This window comes from Aeromonas sp. R2-1, from assembly GCF_040908425.1.
Lineage (GTDB): Bacteria > Pseudomonadota > Gammaproteobacteria > Enterobacterales > Aeromonadaceae > Aeromonas > Aeromonas caviae.
The window spans coordinates 1-18,986 of record NZ_JBFODR010000008.1; the positions used below are offsets into that span (position 1 = coordinate 1).

The following is an 18,986-nucleotide window of genomic DNA, read 5'->3' on the forward strand; positions in this document are numbered from 1 at the left end:
CATCGACGGGCCGCCCCTCTGTCATTTATCCCTTCTATCCCTTCGACTTGAAGTTGGCCGCCTCGATGCCGTGCCGATTCAGCAGCTTGTAGAAGTCGGTGCGGTTTCTCCCCGCCATGTTGGCCGCCAGGGTCACATTGCCTTCCGTGGTGCGCAGCAGCCGGATCAGGTACTCCTTCTCGAACTCGGCCCGCGCCTCGTTGAACGAGGGAATGCCGCCACCGCCGCCACTCAGGGCCGACTCCACCATGGCCGCGCCTATCACCGGGCTGCAGCAGAGGCTGGCGAGCTGCTCCACCACTCCGCAGAGCTGGCGCACGTTGCCCGGCCAGGCCGCCGCGGCCAGCAGGGCCAGCGCCTCCGGCGAGAAGCCGAGGGCGGCACAATCGGGGTGACGGTTGCGGTAATCGTCCAGCGCCTGACGGGCCAGCAGGGGGATATCCTCGCTACGGGCGCTCAGCGGCGGCAGGGTGATGTTGGCCACGTTGAGGCGGTAGAAGAGATCCTCGCGAAAACGCCCCTCTTCCATGGCGGTCACCAGATCCTGATGGCTGGAGCTGATGACCCGCACCTCGGGGGTGCCCTGACCATACTCCGCCAGCACCTGGAGCAACTTGGCCTGGAGTGACTCCGACAGATCCCCTATCTCGTCGAGGAAGAGGGTGCCGCCTTTGGCCTCGGCAAACAGGCCGGACTGGCCATCCTCGCCAAACAGCTGCAAGTCCAGCACGGGCCAGGGCAGAGCCGCACAGTTGATGGTATGCAGCGGCTTGTCGCGGCGGTGGCTGGCCTGGTGCAGCGCCTGGGTCATCACCCCCTTGCCGGCGCCGGAGGGGCCCAGGATCAGCACGGGCACGTCCATGGTGGCGATGCTGCTCGCCTGGATCAGCAACTGCTCCATCTGCGGGTTGCGGGTCTGGATGAGGGACTGCCACTCCTGCTGCTGCTTCGGACGGGTCAGGCTGAGAGCATGTTCTATGGTGACCAGCAGCTCGTCCTTGTCGATGGGCTTGGTGAGGAAGCTGAACACCCCGGAGCGGGTCGCCTGAATGGCGTCGGGAATGGTGCCGTGGGCGGTCATGATGATCACCGGCATGCCGAGCCACTGGGACTGAATCCGCTCGAACAGCGCCAGCCCGTCCATGCCCCCCATGCGCAGATCGCTCAGCACCAGGTCGGCCCGTTGCTGGCGCAGCCTGTCCAGCGCTCCTTCGGCGCTGTCGGCGGTATCCACCTCGTAACCCTGGCTGCGCAGGCGCATGCTCATCAGCTTGAGCAGGCTGGCATCATCGTCCACCAGCAGAATACGGCTCATGCTCTCACCCCCTCTTGGCGAAAAACGCGGTCATTACGGCGCGGTCCGGAGCTGTCATGGCTGACCTCCCCCATTGAGCTTACGCTGGTTGAGCTGCTCGTCGATGGCAGAGAGCTGCTCTATCTGCTGGCGCAGACGCTTCACCTCCTGACTCTGATCGTCGCGGCGGCTGTCTCGCACCAGCAGCTCCTCCCCGAGGGCGATCCAGCTGCGCAGGAAGGCCTGGGCATCGAGACCGAGCTCCGGCAACAGAGCCTTCAGCTGATCCAGCCCGGCCCGGCGGCTGGCCACCGATTCGGACGGGTGGGTGTTGACCATGGCCAGGCTGACCCGGCTCTCGAGGTCGGTGGCGCCGGCCAGTCGCTGGCGCTCCTGCATCCGCTGCTGGGGATGGCTGGCCAGCAGCCAGTCCGAGTATTGCAGGCGCACCTGCATCTCCTTGTTGGCAAACTCCATCCGCCTGGCGATCGCCTCCTGGGAAGGCTCGGTGAGGCTGGTAGAAGGCAGCAGGGAACAGCCAGCGAGCAGGCCTATCATCAATACGGGAATCACAAATCGTTTCATCTTGAATGTCACTTCAGATCCTGGTGGGGAACAGGCACCTGCCCGCTCCTCTCAATATTCGGTGTCAAGGCGCCACCCGCACCTGCGGGGTCGCCGCCACGCCCGTCAGCTCGGACGCACGTTCAAATCCAGCCGGAAACAGACATCCGCCTGGGCATCCTCGATCAGCCTGAGCTCGCCGCCCAGGCTCATGGCAGACTCCCGGGCAATGGAGAGGCCCATGCCGGAGCCTTTCAGCAATCCCTGACGCACTATGCTGCCCTGTTCGAAGGGCTCGAAGATGCGCTCCCGCTCGTCTGGCGGGATGACAGGCCCTTCGTTGGCCACCTCCAGCCAGCCGCCGCCCGCCCCCGCCCCGGCGCGGATCCAGATCTGTCCGCCCCTGGCGCCATAGCTGACCGCGTTGGAAAATAGATTGTCGAGGATGAGTCGCAGGCGGTAGGGCTCTGCCCGCAGGCTGATGGGCTCGGGCGGCAAGTGTACACTGATTTGCTTGGATTCCAGCGCGAGCCGGTACTCTTCGGACAAGTCTGACAACAAGGGCGCCAGGGGCACCTCGGACAGGGTGAACACCTCCTGCTGGCTGAGGCGATTGAAGTCGAGCAGCCGCTCGATCAGGGTCTGCAGACGGCGGCTGTTCTCCTCCAGCATCTGGCAGATCTCCTGCTGATCCCCGTTGAGGGGCCCCACCAGCTGCTCCGAGAGCAGATCAGCCCCCTCCCGCAGCACGGCAAGGGGGGTTTTCAGCTCGTGGGATACGTGGCGCAGGAACTGGTATTTCTGCTGTTCCAGCTCCTTGAGCTTGTCGTGCAGCCAGCTGATCCGCTCCCCCAGCAGCACCAGTTCGGCCGGGCCATCCACCGGGCGCTGATCCGGCTCGACGCCTGCGCCCAGACTCAGGATCCGCGACTCAATCTGACGTACCGGGTGGATGATGAGGTAGGTAAAGAGCAACACCAGTAGCAGGCTGAGCCCGACCACGAAGCCGCTGACCCACCAGATCTGCTGTTTCAGCTCCACGATGGCGCCCCGCATGCGGGTCACGTGATCATCCACCTGGCTGCGGGTGACCACTTCCAGTTGCTGGTTCAGTTCGTTGAAGTCGGTGAAACGGGGGCTGGTCGCCTCCTGCCTGGCCTTGCGCAGATCCTGCAGGCCGTCGAGCCAGACCAGCGTCGCCTCGAGATCTCCGTAGACCTCGGCATCCGGAATGGAGTCCTGATGGGTCGCGAGCAGTTCCCGGTAGCGCACCAGCTGCTGCCGATAACTGGCCAGGATGCGGTCATCACCCAGGACCGCATAGCGGCGCAGGGCGCGCTCCAGATCGATGGCCTGGGTGGATAGCAGCGTCGCCCGGCGAGTGTCCCGCACCGCACGTTCCATCTCGTCGCTGGTGAGCTGGCCCAGGTGGGAGAGAGCCTGACTGTCGTGCCAGATCATGCCCCCCAGGGGCATCAGCACCAGCACGAAGCCCATCAGTACTACCTGGAGCAGGGAGCGGGGCCGAACCTTGGTCATCTTCTGCGGTCTCGATTCGTCATGGGGGAGCCAGCATATCCGCACTGCCCCAAAAAGCAAAACCGGCCATAAAGCCGGTTTGATTGCTCACCGAGGCCGGATTCACGCCAGGCCGACGGACGCCACACAGATGACAATGATCATGGCAAGGGCCCCTGACGCGGCCAACAGTGCCCATTTCATTTCTACGCTCATGCAAACCTCCTTTCTGCCAATCAGCGTTGGATCACAACAGATAACGACATGTTAATTCATAGTGAATCCCATAACCGTGAGCTGCGTATATATTTCAGACGAGCCCAACCCAAGGAATGGAAAGCATGTTTTACCTCTGTAGCATTGGATCCAATCTCGACCCCTCCCTGCACGTCAGTCAGGCCGTCGCCGAATTGCTGGCCCGCTTTGGTCGCCTTCACCTGAGTTCCGTCATCCAGACCAAGCCCGTGGGCATGCATTCACGCCACGACTTCCTCAACTGCCTGTTCGTCGTCCAGAGCGACCTCTCCCCCGTCCAGCTCAAGGCCGAGTTTGTCACCATGGAGCTGGCTCATGGCCGGGATCGCAGCCACCCCCTGTGCAAGGTGGCGGACAGGCCACTGGACATCGACATACTGGCCTGCGGCGAACGGGATGACTTCGCCGAGGCCGGGGTGGATGCCTACCTGGGGGATCTGCTGGCGGAGATGTATCAGGGCGGCAGTGTGGACTCCGGCAAGGTGACCCTCGGCCTGCCGGGCAGCAAGGTGTTTGCGAAGCAGCGCATCGGCCAGGCCCCCATCCATCTCTGCCAGCAAGACGAGGCCCTGCTTCCCGGCAACGGCCACCCCGGCCCCCCTTCCCGGCACGCCGCCATCCGGCACCCTTGAGCCGTTCACACACATGAGGCACCCAAAGGCGCCTCATGTCATGGCGGCCCGCCTTGCCCTAGATGACGGCGAGGGCGCGCCCCCCGTCCACCCGGATGCTGGCCCCGGTCATGTAGTCGTTCTTCATCAGCATCTGTACCGCCTGCCAGATGGGCTCCAGACCCCCTTCCCGCGCCAGCGGCGTCTTCGCCAGCACCTGCTGGCGCCAGTCATCCCCGTGCTCGTCGAGAAACAGGATGGGGCCAGGCTCTATGGTGTTGACCCGCACGGCGGGTGCCAGTTCGCGGGCAAAGCTCATGGCCAGGGAATGGGCTCCCGCCTTGGTGGCCACGTAGGCGGCAAACTGGGGCGCCGGGGCATGGATGTAGATATCGGTGATGTGGATGATGCCCCCGTTGGGCTGGCGGGCAAGGGCGGGGGCCAGCGCCCGGTTGAGCTGGAAGGGAGCCGCCATGTGTACCCGGTAGAACTGATCAAACTGGGCCAGCTGCACCGCAGGATCCGCCGCCTGGGGCTCGAAGGCGGAGGCATTGTGGATGATCAGGGCAAGATCCTCATGGGCCGCCAGCGCCGTCACCACGGCGCCTACCTCCTCTTCCCGGGTGAAGTCCGCCTGTACCAGCTCGACGCCCACGTCTCGCAGACGATCCAGCTCGGGCCGTTCGCTGCGATAGCTGCCCGTCACCTGCCAGCCAGCGGCCACCAGCTGCTCGCACAGATAGAATCCCAGGCGACGGCCACAGCCCGTTACCAATGCACGCATACCCTCTCCTTGTGGTTGTCGCCCTCCCCGATCCATGCAGGATCGCACGGAGGGCCCATTCATCGGCCATGACCTATCGATGTCCGAGGCAAAACCCATTGGCCCCCTGTCACGGCCACCGGGCATAGTGGCCCCATCGACCCCCATAGAGCCACCATCATGCTACAAATTCGCGATCATATGCAGCCATTGACCCACTCACTGCACCCCGGCCTCGGTCTGGCCGAGGCGCTGGACAGACTCCATCGGGCAAACCTGGGGGGCCTGCCGGTACTGGATGACCATCAGCACCTCGTCGGATTTCTCTCCGAGCAGGATTGCATTCCCGCCCTGCTCACGGGCAGCTATCACTGCGACACCCGTACTCTGGTCGAAGATCTGATGAGCCGGGCCCCGCTGTTCGTCTCTCCCGATGACAACATCGTGGATCTCGCCCGCCAGATGGCCGGGGCCAGACCCAAGGTCTATCCGGTAATGGAGGGAGGCAAGGTAACGGGCATCATCAGCCGTCGTCAGGTGATGCAGGCCCTCAACACCCAGATGAAACAGTGTCAGGCAACCTGAGGCAGGCCACCTCGCACACGTTTCATGCCGACCACCCTCCCGCCCACAGCCGGCGAGTGGCTGGTCCATCCCGCCCGACTCTGCCACGGGGCGGCCTGTCGAGGCAGCGCCGCCCCCCTCCCACCGGCACCGTTCGTTTGTCCCCTCCCCATTTCAGGGTTTGCCATCCGTGGTCGTCTCTAGTTAGATAGGTGCCGGTCACAGTCCCTGCCGGATGCGACCCCGTCCCGAGTGCTCAGGAGATGTAACGTGCGACGCTTGCTCGTATTCTGCTTGCTGCTGCCCTGCTGGCTGTCAGCCAGGGAGCTGGTCATTGGTGGCATCCTGGAGCCCCCTCTCAAGTGGCTGGATGCACAGGGACACCCTCGCGGGCTGGATGTTGATCTCGTCACCGCCATCTTCGGCACGCTCCATACTCCCATCAGGATTGAGCTCATCGATTCGGGGGCCAGGCTCACCCGCAATGCCGAAAGCGGCTTCTATGATCTGCTGCTGACCCACTCCTACAAACCGGAGCGGGAGGCCTATCTGCTCTACCCCAAACAGGCCCATATGCTCCATAGCTGGCACTTCTTCATACGCAAGGAGTCCGCAGGCCGGATCCATTATGACCATCTGACGGATCTCAAACCCTGGCGCATCGGTGTCACCCGGGATTTCTCCTATACCCCCGAGCTCGCGGCAGCCATGACAGACCCGAGCTATCACTTCCAGGAGATCCCCATCAACCAGCTGCAACTGCGCAAACTCATCGCCGGTCGCATCGACGTGGTGCCCATGTCCCTGGTCACCGCCTTCACCCAGATAAGAGAGGAGGGACTGAAAGGCAAGCTCGACTACCTGCCAAAACCCCTCAAGACCAGCCCCTACTTCAATGTCTGGACCCGCTCCCGGGCCGATGCCGACACCCCGGCCCTGATGGCCGCCTATGATGCCGAACTGCTGCACATGAAGCGGGACGGCCGGCTCAAGGCCCTCTACGACAAATACGGCATCCCCTATATCGAACCCTGATCCACCGGTCAGGGTGTCATAGCCCACAGGGTCGCATTCTGCTGCGCGAACAGGGTCTCGCACGGGAGAGGGATCTCTACGCCCCCCTCAGACCACCCGACTCAGGGCTTCACATCCCGCAGGATCGGGTTTTGCAGCGAAATCAGCGTCTCGGTGGACTGGATCTCGTCGATGGTCTGGATCTTGTGGATCAGTACCGTCTGCAACTCGTCGATGGAGCGGGTCATCACCTTCATGAAGATGCTGTAGTGGCCCGTGGTGTAGTAGGCCTCCACCACCTCGTCCAGCGCCTGCAGTTTGGCCAGGGCCGACGGGTAATCCTTGGCGCTCTTGAGGTTGATCCCGATGAAGCAGCAGACGTCGTAGCCCAGCTTCTTGGGGTTCACCTGCACCCGCGTTCCCTCGATGATGCCCGCCTGCTTCATCTTCTCTACCCGCACGTGGATGGTGCCCGGGCTCACCAGCAGTTGTTTGGCCAGTTCGGCGTAAGGCAGGCGCGCATTCTCCATCAGGGCGGTAAGGATGGCCTGATCGAGATTATCGATCCGATAATTTTCTGACACTTTTTTGCGCTCCTTTTAATGATTCATCATTAATTGATGGCTTATTTTGAAGAAAAAAACACACAAAGCCTATTTCAATTATCGAATATTGAATTTAGTTGGCGTTCTGTTGAAGAATCACCGCATTCAACGGATTCACGACAGGTAATTCAGCATGAAACAGCACTACATCCGCAGCCAACAGCAGATCAGCTTCGTCAAAGAGATGTTCTCCCGCCAACTCGCACTGCAACTCGGCCTGATGGAGGTACAAGCCCCCATTCTGAGCCGGGTCGGTGACGGCACCCAGGACAACCTCTCCGGCTACGAGCATGCAGTGCAGGTCAAGGTGAAAACCCTGCCGGAGCACAGCTATGAAGTGGTCCACTCCCTGGCCAAGTGGAAGCGCCAGACTCTGGGTCGCTTCGGTTTCGGCCCGGGTGAAGGCATCTACACCCACATGAAGGCACTGCGTCCGGACGAGGAACGTCTCAGCCCCATTCACTCCGTCTACGTCGACCAGTGGGACTGGGAGAAGGTGATGCCGGGCGAGCGCCGGGATCTGGCCTATCTGCAGGAGACGGTGCGCGGCATCTGGGCCGCCATCAAGGCCACCGAGCGCGCGGTCTGTGCCGAGCACGACCTGACCCCCTTCCTGCCGGCGGATATTCAGTTCCTGCACAGTGAAGAGCTGCTGACCCGCTACCCGGACCTCGATGCCAAGGGACGCGAGCGCGCCATCGCCAAAGAGCTGGGGGCGGTCTTCCTCATCGGCATCGGTGGCGCCCTCTCCCACGGCGAACGCCACGACGTCCGTGCCCCGGACTACGACGACTGGAGCAGCGAGAGCGAGCTCGGGCTGGCGGGTCTGAACGGTGACATCCTGGTGTGGAACCCGGTGCTGGAAGACAGCTTCGAGATCTCCTCCATGGGGATCCGGGTGGACGCAGAGGCCCTGCGCCGCCAGCTCGCCATCACCGGGGACGAGGATCGCCTGCAATACGACTGGCATCAGGATCTGCTGGCAGCACGCATGCCGCAAACCATCGGTGGTGGCATCGGCCAATCCCGCCTCGCCATGCTGCTGCTGCAAAAGGAGCACATTGGTCAGGTCCAGGTCGGCGTCTGGCCATCTGAAATGAAGGCTGCCATCCCAGGCATGCTGTAACGAATTGATTTGATTGCATCTGTCCTCCTATCGCGGCAACACGGCGCGGGACAGACGCGATAGAGAAGCTGGTCAGCCGGGGTGGAGAGCGTATCCCGGCTGACTGTAAGGCGGGCATGGTCGCTGACTGTGCCTGCCGACCCTGGGGCTTGCCCCTGCGATCCGCTCAACCCACGTCAGATCGCATCGAATACATTCCTCCCGGCAATCTTCGGATTGCCGTTTTTTTTACGCCGAAAAACTGTGCTCAAAACCCGCCCCGATCTGGTGCTGGCGCGGCAGCCCCGCCTTTCTGCTGCCGGTGCAGTGGCAGGCAAACAACCGCTCCACCGCCTCTTCCTGCAGATAGGCTCCGAGCGCCACCGCCCGCTCTGGGCCGGAAAACTTCAGGTGCAGGCCGCCGATGACGGCGTGGATCCGCTCGTCGCCACACACCTCCTTGGCCCACTCGATGATGTTCTCGACCCCGGCGTGACCGCAGCCGATAAAGACGATGAGCCCCTGCTCGCTCTTGTAGGCCAGCGCCGAGTCGTCGCTGATGAGGTCTTTCTCCACCCGCCCACCCCGCACTATGTAGCCGAGCAGCGAAGGCGCAGCCCGGTCGCGCCGCACAATGCTGCCGAGGAACACCAGACGATCCGAGAGCCACATCGGCTCGGACGAGCAGTGGGGAAGCAAGCCTCTGGCCGACAGCGACTCCCGAGCCAGCGCCCCCGACAGGCGATAGAGGTTGCGCCGCCAGAAGGGCAGCGACAGGAAGTAGCCCCGCTCGCAGAACACGTCCGGACAGGCGATGAGCGGGATGGGTCTTGGATAGGCGGGCAGCGAGCCGACCCCGCCCACATGGTCGTAATGACCGTGAGAGAGCACCACATGGGTGAGAGAGGCGAGATCGATCCCCATCACGGCGGCGTTGTGGCACAGCGCCCGGCCACGGCCGCTGTCGAACAGCACCCTGAGGCCGTCACACTCCAGCAGCAGCGCCAGCCCTCGCTCGGGCAGACAGCCAGGCAGATGAACGTCGTCATCCACCAGCACGGAAAACTTCAGCATCTCAATCCCTCAGAAAACAAAACGCAGGCACGAGGCCTGCGTTTTTCATCGACAATCCCATTACTGGGTCATGGTGAGGCCGTTGCTGTCGGCCCCCAGCCGCAGTGTCTTGCCCGGGATGACCCGGCCGCTGAGCAGGGCCTGGGCCAGCGGGTTCTCCACCTTCTGCTGGATCGCCCGCTTGAGGGGACGCGCCCCGTAGACGGGATCGAACCCGGCATGAACCAGCTTGGTCAGCAGCTCCTCGCTCACCTCCACCTCGAAGCCCTGGGACTCCAGACGGCTCATCAGGCTCTTGAGCTGGATGCGGGCGATGGACTTGATGTGCTCCTCACCGAGCGGGTGGAACACCACGGTCTCGTCGATCCGGTTGATGAATTCCGGCCGGAAGCTGCGGGTCAGCACCTCCATCAGCATGGCCTTCATCTCGTCGTAATCCTTCTCGGAGTGGTGCTCCTGGATGAGATCCGACCCGAGGTTGGAGGTCATGATGACGACCGTGTTGCGGAAGTCCACGGTACGCCCCTGACCGTCGGTCAGGCGGCCATCGTCCAGCACCTGCAACAGGATGTTGAAGACATCGGGATGCGCCTTCTCCACCTCGTCCAGCAGGATCACCGAGTAGGGGCGACGACGCACCGCCTCGGTCAGATAACCGCCTTCTTCATAACCCACGTATCCCGGAGGCGCCCCCACCAGACGGGCCACGCTGTGTTTCTCCATGAACTCGGACATATCGATCCGCACCATGGCGTCCTGGGTATCGAACAGGAACTCCGCCAGCGCCTTGCACAGCTCGGTCTTGCCCACCCCGGTGGGGCCGAGGAAGAGGAAGGAGCCGATGGGGCGGTTCGGGTCGGACAGCCCGGCACGAGAGCGGCGAATGGCGTTGGAGACGGCGTCCACCGCCTCTTCCTGGCCGATCACCCGGCTGTGCAGCTGATCCTCCATCCGCAGCAGCTTCTCCCGTTCCCCTTCCAGCATGCGGGCCACCGGAATGCCGGTCCAGCGCGCCAGCACATCCGCGATCTCCACGTCGGTGACCCGGTTGCGCAGCAGGCTGGTCTCCTGCATCTCGGCCTGGGTGGCGAGATCCAGCTGTTTCTCCAGCTCGGGGATGCGGCCGTACTGCAACTCGGACATGCGGCCCAAGTCCCCTGCGCGGCGCGCCACCTCGAGATCCTGACGGGCCTGCTCCAGCGCCGCCTTGATGTGCTGGGTCCCGGCGAGGGCAGCCTTCTCGGCCTTCCACACCTCTTCCAGCTCGTTGTATTCCCGCTCTTTTTCCGTCAGCTCCTGATTGAGCAGATCGAGGCGCTTGCGGCTGGCGTCATCGTCCTCCTTCATCAGCGCCTGCTGCTCCAGCTTGAGCTGGATGATGCGCCGTTCGAGCCGGTCCAGGGATTCCGGCTTGGAGTCGATCTGGAGCCGGATGCTGGCCGCCGCCTCGTCGATAAGGTCGATGGCCTTGTCAGGCAGCTGGCGATCCGCGATGTAGCGGTGGGAGAGCTGGGCCGCCGCGACGATGGCGGGGTCGGTGATCTGCACATGGTGGTGCAGCTCGTAGCGCTCCTTCAGGCCACGCAGGATGGCGATGGTGTCCTCCACCGAGGGCTCCTCCACCAGCACCTTCTGGAAACGGCGCTCCAGCGCGGCATCCTTCTCCACGTACTGCCTGTACTCATCGAGGGTGGTGGCCCCGACGCAGTGCAGCTCGCCGCGGGCCAGGGCGGGCTTGAGCATGTTGCCCGCATCCATGGCACCCTCGCCCTTGCCGGCGCCGACCATGGTGTGCAGCTCGTCCACGAAGAGGATGACGCTGCCCTCCTCCTTGGCCAGATCGTTCAGAACCGCCTTGAGCCGCTCCTCGAACTCGCCACGATACTTGGCTCCGGCCACCAGGGCCCCCATGTCGAGCGACAGCACCCGCTTGTTCTTGAGCCCTTCCGGCACTTCGCCATTGATGATGCGCTGGGCCAGACCCTCGACGATGGCGGTCTTGCCGACGCCGGGGGCACCGATCAGCACCGGGTTGTTCTTGGTGCGGCGTTGCAGCACCTGGATGGTGCGGCGAATTTCGTCATCCCGGCCGATCACCGGGTCGAGCTTGCCGAGTTCGGCCCGCTCGGTGAGATCGATGGTGTACTTCTCCAGCGCCTGGCGATTCTCCTCGGCGTTGGCATCCTCCACCTTCTTGCCGCCACGGACCTTGTCGATGGCTGCCTCGAGTTTTTCCTTGGTCAGCCCCTGGGCACGCAGCAGCTCGCCCAGCGTCCCCTTCTCGTCCAGGGCCGCCAGCACGAACAGCTCGGACGAGATGAACTGATCCTTGCGCTGCTGGGCCAGCTTGTCGCAGACGTTGAGCAGGCGGCCGAGGCCGTTGGAGAGCTGTACGTCCCCTTCCACCCCGCTGACGCGGGGCAGGCGATCCAGCTCCTCGCCGAGGCGCGAGCGCAGGGTATTGATGTCGAGCCCGGTCAAGGTGAGCAGCGGACGAATGGATCCGCCGTCCTGATTGAGCAAGGCGCTCATCAGATGGACGGGTTCGATGAATTGGTGGTCACGACCCAGTGCAAGAGACTGGGCATCGGAAATGGCAATCTGGAATTTGCTGGTCAGGCGATCGAGGCGCATTGCACTCCCCCTTCAAGACAGACGCCGCATGCGCGGCAACAACATCGCTTTCTGACAAGGAAGATGTGGTCTTGAAGGGCAATTTCAAGGGGTGGCTGTTTATTTTTTCCTCAATAGCAATGACCGAGGGAAAACGACCTCCCAATGGCAGCCTGCTGCCCTGAGCCTGCTCGGCAGCAAGACATGGCCGCCAAAGGGCCATCACCAGGGAGTAAAGAGGCGCTTGCGGCCACTCGCGAGCGCCTCTTCGGCTATTTTTCCAGCCACACAAGGGAGGCCATGCGACCCGTCTGCCCGTCGCGGCGATAGGAGTAGAAGCGCTCGCTGTCGCTGAAAGTGCAGTATTCGCCGCCATAGATGGCGGTGACACCGGCGCGGGCGAGGCGCAGTCGGGCCAGCTGGTAGATATCCGCCAGCCATTTCCCTTCGTTGAGGGATGGCACGAATGCAGTCGCCGCTTCCGCCTGCTCCGTCATGAAGGCCTCACGCACTTCGCCACCCACTTCGAACGCGGCGGGACCGATGGCCGGGCCCAGCCAGGCCAGGATCTCGCCAGGCTCGCAGCCCATGGCGGCGATGCTTGCCTCCAATACGCCCCCCTGCAGTCCGCGCCAACCGGCATGGGCCGCCGCCACTACGGTGCCTGCCCGATCGCAGAACAGCACCGGCAGGCAGTCGGCAGTCATCACGATGCAGGCCTGCCCCGTCTCATGCGCACAGGCGGCATCGGCATCCGGTGCGCGCTCATAACGGTCGCTCACCGGATGGACGGCGATGCCATGTACCTGGTTGAGCCAGTTGAGAGTGCCGGGGATCCCCGCCACCTGTTGCAGTCGGGCGCGGTTGGCCTCGACCCTGGCCGGTGCATCGCCCACATGGGCCCCGAGGTTCAGACCAGCAAAGACCCCTTCGCTGATGCCGCCGTCCCGGGTGGTCGAGAGAGCCCTGACATTGCCCGGTGCGGGCCAGTCGGGTGCGATCCAGTTCATCTGTGGCTCCTTTCGTTCATATGAAAACGGGGCCCCTTGGCTGCAACCAGTCAAGGGGCCCCGCATCAGATCATGGAGGGCAGGTTACGGCAGGAATCGTCGCAAGGCCGCCCCCGGGATCAGTTCCAGACCAGATCGTCCGGATTGGCCAGGGTGATCTTGGTATGCAGCACTTCCATCAGCTCATCAATTCCAGACTAAATCGTCTGGATTGGCCAGGGTGATCTTGGTGTGCAGCACAGCCATCAGCCCATCAATTCCAGACTAAATCGTCTGGATTGGCCAGAGTATCAGCCCGCAGCACTTCCATCAGCGCCACCATGTCCTGCGGCGTGGGGGAGTGCCACTCCATCACTTCACCCGTGATGGGGTGCGCCAGCTTCAGCATGGTGGCGTGCAGCGCCTGACGGTGGAAAGCGCGCAGGGCCTCGGTCAGTTCGGGGGTGGCGTTGCGCAGCAGACGCAGACGGCCACCGTAGGCGGGATCCCCCACCAGCGGATGCTTGATGTGGGCCATGTGGACACGGATCTGGTGGGTACGGCCGGTTTCCAGGCGCAACCGCAGACGGGTGTGACCACGGAACTTCTCGTGCACCCGGTAGTGGGTGACGGACTCGCGCCCGTTGGGCACCACTGCCATGTGGGTACGCTGGGTCGGGTGACGACCGATGGGAGCATCGACGGTGCCGCCGGCGGTCATGTGACCGATGGCAATCGCCTCGTACTCACGGGTGATCTGGCGTGCCTGTAGGGCTTCCACCAGGTGGGTCTGGGCGGGAATGGTCTTGGCCACCACCATCAACCCCGTGGTGTCTTTGTCCAGACGGTGCACGATACCGGCACGGGGGACCTCGGCGATGCCGGGGTAGCGGTGCAGCAGGGCGTTGAGCACGGTGCCGTCCGGCGTACCGGCGCCCGGGTGAACCACCAGGCCGGCCGGCTTGTCGATCACCAGGATGTGTTCATCTTCATAAACGATGTTCAGCTCGATGTTCTGGGCATCCCAGCGGGTGTCGTCTGCCAGTTCCACATTCACATGTACCTGCTGCCCGGCCACCACTTTCTCGCGCGGGGTATTGGCAACCTGACCGTCCAGGGTCACTCTGTCCTGTAAAATCCACTCCTTGATGCGGGTCCGGGAGTAGTCGGGAAACAATTCGGCCAGGGCCTGGTCGAGTCGTTGCCCGAATTGGTGATCCTGAAATTCGCCTGTCAGTTCAATATGCTGGCTCATGTATGGTCTCTTGAGCGGGGGTATCAATTCGAAATAATCCGGGTATTCTAGCTTTTCTTTTAGCCAAGCATAACGGATACTTTGCCAATTTCGTGGAAATGGACCGGATGTTGTTGATGGGAAAGAAGTCTCACCTGCTGATGTCGCTCGCCTTGGTCGCTACTCTGATCACTGGCTGTTCCAGCACCAAACCCAAGGTTCCCGACGAACCGCCGGAAGTTCTGTACCAGAAAGCCCGCATCAAACTGGATACCGGCAACTACCTCAATGCCATCGAACTGCTGGAAGCGCTGGACTCTCGTTACCCGTTCGGTGCCTACTCCAACCAGGTTCAGCTCGATCTCATCTATGCCTACTACAAGCAGGATGATACCGCCCAGGCGATCGCCAACATCGACCGTTTCATCCGCCTGAACCCGGCGCACAAGAACATCGATTACGTCTTCTATATGCGCGGCCTGACCAACATGGCGGCGGATTACAACTTCTTCCAGGATTTCCTCGGCATCAATCGGGATGACAAGGACCCCTCCTACGCCCGTCAGGCCTTCCAGGACTTCAAGACCCTGCTGCAGAATTACCCCAACAGCAGCTATGCAGCCGATGCCCGTGCCCGCATGATCGGCCTGAAGAACCGTCTTGCCCGCTATGACCTGGGGGTAGCCGAGTACTACGTCAAGCGTGACGCCCTGATCGCCGCCGCCAACCGCGCCAAGCTGATCGTCGAGACCTATCCCGACACGGTGGAGACCGAGAAGGCGCTGGAAATCATGGTCAACGCCTATGACACGCTGAAGATGCCGACCCTGGCCCAGCATGCCCGAGAAGTGCTGGCCAAGAACTACCCGGACAACCGTCTCGGTCGCGGCTGAGTAGCGAACGGACAATGAAAAACCGGAGCCACTGGCTCCGGTTTTTTTATGGCCGACGGCGGCACTCCGGGGTCACTGGTGCTTACCCTGCTGCTTGGCCCGCATGATGTTGATGATCTCGATGTCGGTATCCAGCATCCCCTCCCTGGAGAGGCGGCCCAGGTTGGCGATGGTCTGGTCCACGTCGTCCGAGACGATCCCCTCGCTCTGGGGCACGCGCAGGTTGTTGATGGCCATCAGCGAGGATTTCACCGCCGCCGAGGTGGAGGTGGAGACCTTCATGGAGCAGGCGCTGCCGGCGCCGTCGCAGATGATGCCGGAAACATCCCCAATCATGTTGTTGATGCAGTGGCTGATCTGCTCGAACTGGCCTCCCAGCAGCCAGGTGATGGCGGCCCCCGATCCCATGGCGGCGGTACTGGCGGCACACAGGGCGGAGAGCTTGTTCTGGTAGGCCTTGATGTAGATGGCCACCAGGTGGCTCATCACCAGGGCACGGGCTAGCTGCTCGTCATCGGCCTTGAGGAAGCGGGCGGCGGCGACCACCGGCATGGTGGCGGCAATGCCCTGGTTGCCGGAACCGGAGTTGGACATGGCGGGCAGCATGGCGCCATCCATCCGCGCATCGGAGGCGGCAGACGACAGGCGCATGGCCAGGGTCATCAGATCGTCGGAAAGCAGCTTGCGCTCCACCTGATCGGTGAGGATCTTGCCGATGCGCAGGCCATAGCCCTGCAGCCCTTCGTCCGCCAGCGCCTGGTTCATGGTGGCCGCCTCGCGGATGAAGTCGATCTCGGCCAGCGGCACCTCCAGGGCGAAGGCCACGATCTCCTTCAGGGTCATGGCGGGCTTGTTGGCCTTGGCTGGCTGGATCTGCACCCCGGGGGCGCTGTCCTGCACCATCAGCACCTCGCCATCCTTCTCCGTCAGCACGATGCGGGTGTGGTCGGTACAGATCACCACCCGGGCGCTGTGCCCCTCCACTTCGGCCAGCACCTCGGCGTAGAGCACGTCGGGCACATCCTTCACATCCACCTCTATGGTGGGCAGCAGCCCCTTGGCCGCCTCGACCTGATCCGGCGTGAGGCTCTTGAGCACCTCCAGCCCGGCATCCGGGTTGCCACCGGTGATGCCGACGGCGGCGGCCACCGGCAGGCCGATCATGCCGGTGCCGGGCACGCCGACCCCCATGCCGTTCTTGAACAGATTGCCGCTGACCCAGACGCGGGTGCGAGTCGGTACCTGCCCCAGCAGCTTGCGGCAGTTGGCCGCCGCCAGGGCGACCGACATGGGCTCGGTGCAGCCGAGGGCCGGCACCACTTCACGCTTGAGCAGGGTAATAAAGTCGGTCCATTGTGCGTTCATTGCGATGTGTCTCATGTTCATGGCGCCCGCGTGCGGGCTCGTCATTGTTGTTCGGCCAGTTCCGCCTTGTGATTGCGGATATGCAGGTAAACGGTATGGCGGGAGATACCGAGCAGTTCGGCCACCAGTTGGGCGGCATCCTTGATCTCGAAGATGCCCATGTCGTAGAGCCGGTGCACGATCGCCTTGTTGCGAACGTTGCTGCCCAGCCCGGGATCCCTGTCCACCTTGGCGATCACCTGCGCCACCAGATCATCCACCGAGCTGGCGAAGGTCTCGGTGCCGTGGGCAGGGGGCACTGCGGGCGGGGCAAAGGTGTCGAGCAGGCTGCCAAGGGGCGTGTCCAGGCTGAAATTCACGCACAGCATACCGATGGGTTTGCCCTCGCGGTTGCTGATGGTGATTGACGAGGACTTCAGCAGGGTGCCCTCCCGGGTGCGGGAGAAATAACTACTCCACTGGCTGCCGGCGGCACTGTGCAACTTGTCGAGCGCAAAATCGGTGACCGGCGCTCCCTCCTGGCGGCCGGTGATGTGGCCGTTGGCAATCTTGATGACGGAGGCGTGCAGGCTGTCAAAGGCGTGCAGCACCACCTCGCAGCCCGGGCCAAACAGGGCGGACAGCGCCGCCACCGCAGGCTCGAAGCTGGCAATCAGATGGCACTCTTCATCGGTCAGTGTGCTGGCGTCGCGCAAGGGAGCTACCTCGGTCATGGGGTCATCCGGTCAACGTTGGGTAAGGATATTCGAAGCGGACTCAAATAAAATTGAGCAAATCCGCTTTTTGCGCGGGCATTATGCCCGACTGGTGAGACAACACCACAAAATGTGAGCAAAATCACGACTAAAATGACAAAAAGGCCTCATGAGAGGCCTTCAAGGTGGTTTTTTGGTGCTTTTGCTCAACTTTAATTGAGCCAGGGCTCGCCAGTCAGTCCGGACAGGCAGGCACCACCGCCTGCCTGTTCCCTGCCACGGTCATCCACTCTGGTCATAAAAAAAGGGGGCCGAAGCCCCCTTTTTGTCTCATCCGGTCAACGCTTACAGCGCCTTCAGGATGGCCTCGACGCTGGCCTTGGCATCGCCAAACAGCATCTGGGTGTTCTCCTTGAAGAACAGCGGGTTCTGGACACCGGCGTAGCCAGTGTTCATGGAGCGCTTGAAGCCGATGACGTTCTGCGCCTTCCACACTTCCAGCACCGGCATGCCGGCGATGGGGCTGCCCGGATCTTCCATGGCGGCCGGGTTGACGGTGTCGTTGGCACCGATCACCAGCACCACGTCGGTGTCGGCGAAGTCATCGTTGATCTCGTCCATTTCCAGCACGATGTCATAGGGGACTTTCGCTTCCGCCAGCAGCACGTTCATGTGACCAGGCAGACGACCGGCCACCGGGTGGATGCCGAAGCGCACCTTGACGCCGCGATCACGCAGCTTCTGGGTGATCTCGGCCACCGGGTACTGGGCCTGCGCCACCGCCATGCCGTAGCCTGGGGTGATGATGACGGAGCTGGCGTTCTTCAGCATGTCGGCCACGTCTTCGGCGTTGGTCTCGCGGTATTCGCCCAGCTCCTGCTCGGCGGTGGAGGCCACGCCGTCGGAGCCAAAGCCTCCTGCGATCACGGAGATGAAGGAGCGGTTCATCGCCTTGCACATGATGTAGGAGAGGATGGCACCGGAGGAACCCACCAGGGCACCGGTGACGATCAGCAGGTCATTGGAGAGCATGAAGCCCGCCGCCGCCGCTGCCCAACCGGAGTAGGAGTTCAGCATGGAGACCACCACCGGCATGTCCGCACCACCGATGGAGGCGACCAAGTGCCAGCCGAAGGCGAAGGCGATCAGGGTCATCACCAGCAGGGCGAAGGTGGAGCCACCGGCGTTGACGAAGTGGATCATCAGTGCGATGGAGACCACCACGGCCAGCAGGTTCAGCTTGTGGCGGTGCGGCAGCATCAGCGGCTTGGAAGAGATGAGGCCACGCAGCTTGCCGAACGCCACCACGGAACCGGTGAAGGTCACGGCACCGATGAAGACGCCCAGGAACACTTCCACCAGGTGGATGTTCAGCATGGCGCCGGAGAGGTGCTCGACCTGGGCGACGCTTGCCGCCTGCTCGAACGCCGCCCGGGCGGCTGCCAGGGTCGCATCCAGGTTGGAACCGACGGAGACCACCACTTCAGCGGGGGCGGAGGGGTGCAGATCGATGAAGCTGTTGAAGCCCACCAGCACCGCTGCCATGCCCACGAAGCTGTGCAGCACGGCCACCAGCTCGGGCATCTCGGTCATCTCGACCTTGAGGGCCAGCCGCACGCCGATGGCGCCACCGATGGCCATGGCCAGGATGATCCAGTGGACGCCACTGGTTTCCGGGTTGAAGACGGTGGCGAGCAGGGCGATGGCCATCCCCGCGATACCGAACAGGTTGCCATGCTTGGCCGTTTCTTGCTTCGACAGTCCCGCGAGACTGAGGATGAAGAGCACGGCGGCAACGATATAGGATGCTGTTACCAGTCCTTGAGACAC

18 protein-coding genes are annotated in these 18,986 nt (G+C 62.9%); 5 read left to right on the forward strand and 13 right to left on the reverse strand.

Annotated elements, in window-relative coordinates; genetic code table 11:
• Nucleotides 1-34: 34 nt before the first annotated feature.
• The 4 genes from AB5Y80_RS01520 to AB5Y80_RS01535 all read right to left on the reverse strand — a co-directional run bounded on the left by AB5Y80_RS01520 (nt 35) and on the right by AB5Y80_RS01535 (nt 3,592).
• Entirely contained in the window at nt 35-1,315 is a 1,281-nt protein-coding gene (locus tag AB5Y80_RS01520) for a sigma 54-interacting transcriptional regulator (RefSeq protein WP_041214273.1), read from the reverse strand.
• Between the two features lie 54 nt (nt 1,316-1,369).
• Nucleotides 1,370-1,879, reverse strand: a complete 510-nt coding sequence (locus tag AB5Y80_RS01525) for a hypothetical protein (RefSeq protein WP_039039694.1) — start codon at nt 1,877-1,879, stop codon at nt 1,370-1,372.
• Nucleotides 1,880-1,984: 105 nt separating this feature from the next.
• A complete protein-coding gene (locus tag AB5Y80_RS01530; protein ID WP_042014357.1) occupies nt 1,985-3,397 on the reverse strand; it encodes a sensor histidine kinase KdpD in 1,413 nt (470 codons plus the stop codon).
• Between the two features lie 102 nt (nt 3,398-3,499).
• The gene (locus AB5Y80_RS01535; protein WP_010675981.1) at nt 3,500-3,592 is read right to left on the reverse strand and encodes a YnhF family membrane protein; all 93 of its coding nucleotides are present in this window, start codon (nt 3,590-3,592) and stop codon (nt 3,500-3,502) included.
• Between the two features lie 125 nt (nt 3,593-3,717).
• Here AB5Y80_RS01535 and folK point away from each other — a divergent pair, with 125 nt between their 5' ends.
• Nucleotides 3,718-4,263 carry a 2-amino-4-hydroxy-6-hydroxymethyldihydropteridine diphosphokinase gene (gene folK / locus AB5Y80_RS01540; RefSeq protein ID WP_042014359.1) on the forward strand — a complete coding sequence of 182 codons (546 nt, stop codon included), beginning with the start codon at nt 3,718-3,720 and terminating at the stop codon, nt 4,261-4,263.
• 58 nt (nt 4,264-4,321) lie between these two features.
• On the opposite strand, the gene AB5Y80_RS01545 is transcribed toward folK, so the two are convergent.
• Nucleotides 4,322-5,026: an SDR family oxidoreductase gene (locus AB5Y80_RS01545; protein ID WP_039039618.1), complete on the reverse strand. Its 705-nt coding sequence runs from the start codon at nt 5,024-5,026 to the stop codon at nt 4,322-4,324.
• A 159-nt stretch (nt 5,027-5,185) separates the two neighbouring features.
• On the opposite strand from AB5Y80_RS01545, the gene AB5Y80_RS01550 reads away from it, so the two are divergent.
• Together AB5Y80_RS01550 and AB5Y80_RS01555 are read left to right on the forward strand one after the other, a co-directional pair.
• Complete coding sequence (locus tag AB5Y80_RS01550; protein WP_039039619.1) at nt 5,186-5,590, forward strand: CBS domain-containing protein; 405 nt, start codon at nt 5,186-5,188, stop codon at nt 5,588-5,590.
• A gap of 249 nt (nt 5,591-5,839) precedes the next feature.
• Complete coding sequence (locus AB5Y80_RS01555) at nt 5,840-6,604, forward strand: substrate-binding periplasmic protein (RefSeq protein WP_368172444.1); 765 nt, start codon at nt 5,840-5,842, stop codon at nt 6,602-6,604.
• 101 nt (nt 6,605-6,705) lie between these two features.
• Here the strand turns inward: AB5Y80_RS01555 and asnC are convergent, their stop codons facing one another.
• A complete protein-coding gene (gene asnC, locus AB5Y80_RS01560) occupies nt 6,706-7,167 on the reverse strand; it encodes a transcriptional regulator AsnC (protein WP_010675986.1) in 462 nt (153 codons plus the stop codon).
• 154 nt (nt 7,168-7,321) lie between these two features.
• On the opposite strand from asnC, the gene asnA reads away from it, so the two are divergent.
• Nucleotides 7,322-8,314 carry an aspartate--ammonia ligase gene (gene asnA / locus AB5Y80_RS01565; RefSeq protein WP_368172445.1) on the forward strand — a complete coding sequence of 331 codons (993 nt, stop codon included), beginning with the start codon at nt 7,322-7,324 and terminating at the stop codon, nt 8,312-8,314.
• A 228-nt stretch (nt 8,315-8,542) separates the two neighbouring features.
• On the opposite strand, the gene AB5Y80_RS01570 is transcribed toward asnA, so the two are convergent.
• From AB5Y80_RS01570 to rluD, 4 genes are all read right to left on the reverse strand, one after another.
• Entirely contained in the window at nt 8,543-9,367 is an 825-nt protein-coding gene (locus tag AB5Y80_RS01570; RefSeq protein WP_201901987.1) for an MBL fold metallo-hydrolase, read from the reverse strand.
• A gap of 60 nt (nt 9,368-9,427) precedes the next feature.
• Nucleotides 9,428-12,001, reverse strand: a complete 2,574-nt coding sequence (gene clpB, locus AB5Y80_RS01575; protein WP_039039623.1) for an ATP-dependent chaperone ClpB — start codon at nt 11,999-12,001, stop codon at nt 9,428-9,430.
• Nucleotides 12,002-12,252: 251 nt separating this feature from the next.
• A complete protein-coding gene (pgeF, locus tag AB5Y80_RS01580) occupies nt 12,253-12,990 on the reverse strand; it encodes a peptidoglycan editing factor PgeF (RefSeq protein WP_042882772.1) in 738 nt (245 codons plus the stop codon).
• Nucleotides 12,991-13,243: 253 nt separating this feature from the next.
• Entirely contained in the window at nt 13,244-14,224 is a 981-nt protein-coding gene (gene rluD, locus AB5Y80_RS01585; RefSeq protein ID WP_042864780.1) for a 23S rRNA pseudouridine(1911/1915/1917) synthase RluD, read from the reverse strand.
• A gap of 116 nt (nt 14,225-14,340) precedes the next feature.
• Here rluD and AB5Y80_RS01590 point away from each other — a divergent pair, with 116 nt between their 5' ends.
• Complete coding sequence (locus AB5Y80_RS01590; RefSeq protein ID WP_039039695.1) at nt 14,341-15,096, forward strand: outer membrane protein assembly factor BamD; 756 nt, start codon at nt 14,341-14,343, stop codon at nt 15,094-15,096.
• A 72-nt stretch (nt 15,097-15,168) separates the two neighbouring features.
• Here the strand turns inward: AB5Y80_RS01590 and AB5Y80_RS01595 are convergent, their stop codons facing one another.
• From AB5Y80_RS01595 to pntB, 3 genes are all read right to left on the reverse strand, one after another.
• The gene (locus tag AB5Y80_RS01595) at nt 15,169-16,476 is read right to left on the reverse strand and encodes an L-serine ammonia-lyase, iron-sulfur-dependent, subunit alpha (RefSeq protein WP_324018681.1); all 1,308 of its coding nucleotides are present in this window, start codon (nt 16,474-16,476) and stop codon (nt 15,169-15,171) included.
• A gap of 26 nt (nt 16,477-16,502) precedes the next feature.
• Nucleotides 16,503-17,174: a transcriptional regulator gene (locus AB5Y80_RS01600; RefSeq protein ID WP_368172446.1), complete on the reverse strand. Its 672-nt coding sequence runs from the start codon at nt 17,172-17,174 to the stop codon at nt 16,503-16,505.
• A gap of 327 nt (nt 17,175-17,501) precedes the next feature.
• Entirely contained in the window at nt 17,502-18,986 is a 1,485-nt protein-coding gene (gene pntB / locus AB5Y80_RS01605) for a Re/Si-specific NAD(P)(+) transhydrogenase subunit beta (RefSeq protein WP_010675995.1), read from the reverse strand.